This window comes from Nocardia donostiensis, assembly GCF_002081715.1.
Taxonomy (GTDB): Bacteria; Actinomycetota; Actinomycetes; order Mycobacteriales; family Mycobacteriaceae; genus Nocardia; species Nocardia donostiensis.
This window is the reverse complement of record NZ_MUKP01000091.1, coordinates 1-6,690: the sequence shown is the minus strand read 5'-3', so window position 1 is coordinate 6,690 and position 6,690 is coordinate 1. Positions and strand designations below refer to the sequence as shown.

At 64.4% G+C, this 6,690-nt stretch carries 2 protein-coding genes; both read left to right on the top strand.

Going from position 1 to position 6,690, the window contains the following annotated elements; translation table 11 throughout:
- The first annotated feature begins 447 nt into the window (after positions 1 to 447).
- A complete protein-coding gene (locus B0T44_RS25640; protein WP_077120960.1) occupies positions 448 to 1,434 on the top strand; it encodes a prenyltransferase/squalene oxidase repeat-containing protein in 987 nt (328 codons plus the stop codon).
- On the top strand, positions 1,431 to 6,690 hold a 5,260-nt coding region (locus B0T44_RS25635; RefSeq protein WP_081512712.1), incomplete at its 3' end, for a type I polyketide synthase. The genes B0T44_RS25640 and B0T44_RS25635, both read left to right, overlap by 4 nt.

The window sequence follows — 6,690 nt, the reverse complement described above, 5'->3', positions numbered from 1 at the left end:
GTCGGGGTGTGCATGAGCTCGGCGGTCCAGCAGATCTCCGAGGGTAGTGACATCCACCCGTTCGCAGCGGTCGGTATCCCCATCGTTCATTTGTGGCTCCCAATCCACCGGAATGGCGCTTCCGGCAGCGGGACGGTACCTCACCGGTAGCGAGGCAGCAACCTTTCGGAAGGCATCGAGGGGCGGCGAAATCGAGTGTTAGCGGAACGCGTCGGCAATGTATCCAAAACGTTACCGCGAGAGCGTGTTGGAGCCCGGCGAGGGATGGCGGGTTTCCCATCGATGGAGTAGCCGTCCGGGTTGCTTCGTGGTAGCTTCACAGCCGTTGCGCTGTCGGCCCTTCGGTGGTCGCGGATTCCATTGACGCACGGGGCAGAAACATGAACAAGAATTACCTCGAGAAACTCGGCTCGCGCTGGGACTCGGGTCGGGTTTGTTAGTTCGAGCATGCTGGAGCGGATTTTCGAAGAGCGAGATCTGACCATAGATCGCGTCGTTGTCGAAGCGATCGATTATTTTCGTCGTTGCCTTCAACCGGATGGATCGATAGCCGAAGATCCGTCAGTGGTCGTCTTCCAGGAGTGGGACTCGGTCAACGCGCTGAAGGCCATCGCTGTCTGGCGAAAGGTGTTGCCCGAGGACTACGCGAGTGTGATCGACGCGGTGCTGGGGTTCCTTTCCGGACGAGAGAAGCATACCGGGATGCTCAGTTGGGGTGCGACCGAAATAGGTCCTGCCGAATACTGTACGGAGACGAGTAGCGAGTACATTTCTGCCCTGGCGATCCTGGGGCACAATGAATCAGCGCGACGGAAGGCAGATTTTCTTCGAAGCAGACAGCTGCCGCACGGGCCGTGGGAAGAAGTACACAGCCACATTCCGAAGGCTTTTCAGATGGAGCCATCGGTGACAGGGTTTGCTATCTGCGCTCTGGATAGGGTCGGTATCGAGCCGGTGTACCTGGACGAAGCGTTGGAGTATCTGACCAAGAAACAGAATGCCGAGGGACATTTCGGCATAAACTGGTACTACTACTGCACCCATTACTATCTGATGCGGCCAGCCGTCGCCGCACTCGTTGATTTCGGTAATTACGCCGCTGTAGCAAAAGCCCGGGATTTCGTTCTCGCTCGGCAACGCCCCGACGGAAGCTGGTTCTCGCAGGTCGACGGTTTCCACGGGGATCCGTCCGCTCCCGAACTACAAACAGCGCTCGCTCTGAGCACACTGGCGCACGCGGGCATGGACGCGACCGAGCCGCCGGTTCGGCGCGCGGTCGAATGGTTGCTCGAGCGTCGTCGGCCGGACGGCTCGTGGTTCGGCGGCCGCTACCCGTATCCGGAAACCGAAAGTTACAGCTCTTTCCGAGCTACTCAGGACGTGTTCACCACGGCGCAAGTGCTCGCCGCGTTCGACTACCTGGAGCAGAAATGACTTACGCGGACAACGAGCCCGTCGCGATCATCGGTATCGGCTGCCGGTTGCCTGGCGGGGCCACCGGCCCGAAACAACTGTGGGATCTGCTCGAACAGGGGGTCGACGCCATCTCACCCACCCCCGCTGATCGCTGGGATGTGGACCACTTCTATTCGCCCAAGCCGCAACAGCCCGGTCGGATCAGCGCGCGTCAAGGCGGATACCTCGGCGAGGTAGACACCTTCGATGCAGCCTTCTTCGGCATTTCGGGCCGTATTGCCGAGCAGATGGACCCCCAGCAGCGGCTGCTGTTGGAAGTGGGTTGGGAGACATTCGAAGACGCGGGTATCGTGCCCGGCGAGCTGGCGGGTACTCGGACAGGGGTGTTCATCGGGGCGTGCAGCCAGGATTACGGTGCCCTCCAGTCCGCGCCGAGTGAAATAGAGGGGCTCGGCCCCCACTCGGCGACCGGCACGTTCATGAGCATCGTATCCAACCGCCTGTCGTATACCTTCGATCTGCTCGGGCCGAGTATGACCATCGATACGGCATGCTCCTCGTCCCTGGTCGCTGTACACCTGGCCGTACAAAGCCTGCGTCGCGGCGAGAGCGAACTCGCGCTGGCCGGTGGGGTCAATCTGATGCTGACCCCTCAATTCGGTATCGCCTTGAGCCAGGCCGCGATGCTCTCCCCGGACGGTCGCTCACGGGCCTTCGATGCGTCGGCGAACGGGTACGTGCGTGGTGAAGGTGTCGGCTTGGTGATGCTGAAACCGCTGACTCGGGCCGAAGTGGACGGTGACCGGATCTATGCCGTGATCCGCGGCAGCGCCGTCAATCAGGACGGCCGTACCCAGGGCATCACGGTGCCCAGCGGCGACTCCCAAGAGGCGAATTTCCGGGCGGCGCTGGCGGTTGCGGGCGTATCTCCCCGCGAAGTCGGCTACGTCGAGGCACATGGCACCGGTACGCCGGTGGGTGATCCGATCGAGGCAAACGCTCTCGGCAGGGTGCTGCACACCGGACGCGAACCAGGTCGCAACGCCCTACTGGGGTCGATCAAAACCAATATCGGCCATCTCGAGGCGGCTGCGGGCATCGCCGGACTGATCAAGGCGGCGCTGTGCGTACACCATCGGCGTATACCGTCGAGCCTGCATTTCCGAGAGGGAAATCCGGATATCGCGTTCGAGTCGTTGCCGATCGAGGTCGCCGCGACGGCTCGCCAGTGGCCCGCCGAATACGAGGTCGCCATCGCCAGTGTCAACTCGTTCGGCTTCGGCGGCACCAATGCCAATGTCGTACTGTCCGAAGCCCTTGCGATACCGCCGACCCTCGATGTCGCGGGAACAGTGTCCGTTGCGGCGACTCACCCCGACACCGAACGACCGGTGATACCAGGCCCGACAGTGTTGACCTTCAGCGCCCGTAGCGAAGCCGCTCTCGACGCGCTGACCGAGAGCTACGGGCGCATGCTGGAACACCCCGGCGCTGAGCTGGCCGACATCAGCGCGGCGAGCGCACTGCGCCGCAGCCACCATGAGTACCGACGTGCCGTTGTCGCCGTCGAGGCGGCCGAAGCCGCCGCCAAACTGCGGGCGGGCGATACGGTCACCGGCCAGGTCCGGCACGGCCACACCGGCAAGGTCGCCTTCCTGTTCAACGGCCAGGGTCCGCAGTGGTACGCGATGGGCCGCACACTGCTCGAGACATCGCCGGTCTATCGCGACAAGATCCTCGAATGCGACAGATTGGCCGGACAATACATCGATTGGTCCATCTACGACGAGCTCACCGCGGACGAGGAAACCTCCCGGATCGGTGAGACCCGATATCTCCAGCCGACCATGTTCGCCCTTCAAGTCGCGCTGGTCGAACTCTGGAAGTCCTGGGGTGTATCCCCCGACGCGGTCCTCGGCCACAGCATGGGAGAGATCGCCGCCGCCCATGTCGCGGGAGCGCTGTCACTGCCCGAGGCACTGAAGGTGATCTGCCATCGTGCGCGAATCCAGGACCGGGCCGACCCGTCCGGCGGGATGATGTTCGTCGCCGTTTCCGAACAGCAGGCCCAGGAGCTGTGCGCCGCTCACCCCGACGAATTGTGGGTATCGGCGGTCAACAGCCCACAGGCCAGCACGCTGTCCGGCCGGCGTCCCGTGCTGGAGGCGCTGGCCGGTGAACTGACCGAACGCGGTATCTTCGCTCGCCTGCTCCGGGTGAACTGCGCATGCCACAGCCAGGATATGGACCCGTTACGAGAGGAACTGCTCGAGGCGCTCGGCGAGATCGAGCACACGCCGACCGATATCCCCCTCTACTCGACACTCACCGGCACTCGGATCGAGGGAACGGAACTCGGCACCGAATACTGGTGGCGGAACTTCCGCCAGCCGGTGCTGTTCGAACCCGCCATCCGGGCAATGCTCGCCGCAGGCTACGAGACCTTCGTCGAATTGAGCCCCCACCCGGTGCTGGCCAATTCCGTCACCGAGATCACCGGTGATGCCGTCGTCGTTCCTACTCTGGTGCGCAAGAAGGACGACTGGGCGGTCTTTCTCGATACGTTCGCCCGCCTCTACACCCATGGTTGCCCGATCGATTGGCGTCGTCGCCACCCCACGGGCGCACCCGTGCTCGAACTACCCATCAATCCGTGGATTCGCCAGTCGTTCTGGAACGAGAGCAAGGTTTCGCACCGGGATCGCACCGGTGGGCAGCAACATCCGCTGATACGCCGGGTCGACGGCGTGCGCCCGACCTGGGAGATCAGCTGGGACGACCACCGTCTGACGTGGGTGCGCGAGCACGATGTGTTCGGGTCGGTGATCGTACCCGGCGCCGCCTATGTCGAAGCCGCGCTGGCCGCCGCAGGCGAAGCGACCGGGCAGCGGTGCGCGCTGGAGTTCGTCGAGTTCGAGCGCGCCTGCGTTCTGACGGGGGAACCGCAGATCAGCAGGCTCGAGCTCGACCCGAACACCGGGACATTCGAGTTCCATCAGCGTGCCGTGCGCGGCGACACCTGGCTGCGTAACGCCCGAGGACGCTTCCACACCATGTCCGCCGTGAGCCCCGGCCCCGATATGTCCGCGTTCGACTTGACGGCGATTCGGGCCCGGTGCGACGCCACCTTCACGGCCGTCGACGTCTATGGGCGCTTCGCCCGCCGTGGCTACGCATACGGTCCCGCATTCTGCAGTATCGAGCGGATACATGTCGGTGCCGGTGAAGCGCTGGCACGGATCCGTGCCCCGCGGGTGCTGCGTAACCGGCTCGACGGGTATCTGCTGCATCCCGCTGTGCTCGACGCGTGCTTCCAAAGCGCCATCCTGCACCCTCGTGCCGACCACCCGGACAGCCTGCTGCCGACGAATTACCTGCCGACAGGTATCGAGCGGATACGCTTGCACCGGCCGGTCGACCTGCCGGTGTGGTGCTACACCCGCCCGCGCAAGAACGACGACACCCTGCTCGTCGATATCTACCTGCTCGACGAGCAGGGTGCGGTGGTCGCCGAGTACACCTCGTTGTCCGGTAAGGCAGTTCACCACCGGGAAGAAGGGCCCGCCGACCGCGCCGACGACGATTTCTACATGCTCACCTGGCAGCCGAGCGGCCGGGTGAAGCGGCCGGAACGCAGTGCTGTCACGGTAGGTCCGACGGAGTTGGCCGATGAGTTCGGTCCGCTCACGCAGGAGTTGTCCGAGCGCCTCGACCGCGCCGTATACGCCGGTGACTACCAGCGCGACGTGGCGAAACTCTGCGCGGCCTATGTGTCCCGTTGCCTGGAAGCGTTCGAGCCGGCCGAGGAGTTCGCGGTGGCGGAGCTTCCCTCGCTTCTGCCGAAGTACCATCGGGCGCTGCACGGCCTGTTGAAATTGCCGATCGCCGAAGGAACGCTGAGCCGAACCGGCAACTGTTATCGGATCGCACGGACAGCCGATACGGACGTGCAGACGCTGTGGTCCGAGCTTTTCGCCCGATACCCCGCCTGCGCCTGGGAACTCCTGCTGTTACGCCGCACCGGTGAGCACCTGCACGATGTACTCGTCGGTCGGGTCGACCCCCTCGAGTTGCTCTTCGCCGACGGAACACTGGTCGATACCGAAGCTATCTACCAGAACTCGCCGATCGCCCGGTTCTACAATGTGCTCGCCCGGCAGGTGGTGCACCGGCTCGCCGAAACCGCCGACCCGCGACGCACCCTACGGATTCTCGAGGTAGGTGGCGGCACCGGCGGCCTGACCTCTAGTCTGCTTCCGGTACTGCCGCCCGAGCGGACCGAGTACGTGTTCACCGATGTGTCACCCGCGTTCCTCGCCGCCGCCCGGGACCGTTTCCGTGCCTTCGACTTCGTCGAATACCGTGCGCTCGACCTCGAACACGATCTGATCTCCCAGGACATCGCACCGGGAACGTTCGACCTGATCGTGGCATCCGATGTCGTGCACGCCACCGCGGACGTCAAGAAGACTCTGCTCTTCCTGCAGGAGGCGCTCGCGCCCGGCGGCGCGCTCCTGCTGGTGGAAGCGGCCCCGGACAACCCCTGGTTGGATCTCACCTTCGGCCTCACCGAGGGCTGGTGGTCGTTCCGTGATCAGCGGGTGCGCCCGCAGACACCGCTGCTCACCGCGCAGAGCTGGCTGGAACTGCTGCGATCCGTCGATTACGACGACGTCGCCGCACTCGGCGATCCCGCTCATCCCGGCCCGGGCTCACAGGCTGTGCTCTTGGCCCGAGCGCCCGAGGACCTGACGCTGCCGGAACCTCTCGACCCCGAGGCAGCGCCCGGTAACTGGCTCATCCTCGCCCCCAAGACCGATCCAGCCGATCCACTGGCCGAAGCGCTGGCCGGACGGCTGGAGCAGGCCGGGGGCCGGGTGACCACGGTCGACAATCTGGACGATGTCGACCTCGCTACGGCGCCGACGGCGATCATCGATCTACGTAGTCCCGGTGCAGGCGACCTCGATGAAGCCCTCACCGATACGACGGTGCGCATCATCGATCTTCTCCGTCGCATCGATGGCACGAACTTGCAGCAGTGGCCGAGGGTGATCGAGGTGACGCGCGGCTCCCATGCCTTCCGCAACGAGGACATCGACCTGACCGGCGCCGCGGCCTGGGGGCTCGGTGCGGTCGCGGCTCTCGAATCGCCACAGCTGTGCTACACGGTCGTCGACCTCGACGCATCCCCCTCATCCGCGGATGTCGACGCCCTATGGGCCGAATTACTCGCCGACGACCAGGAACGGGAAGTACTGATTCGCGCCGGTG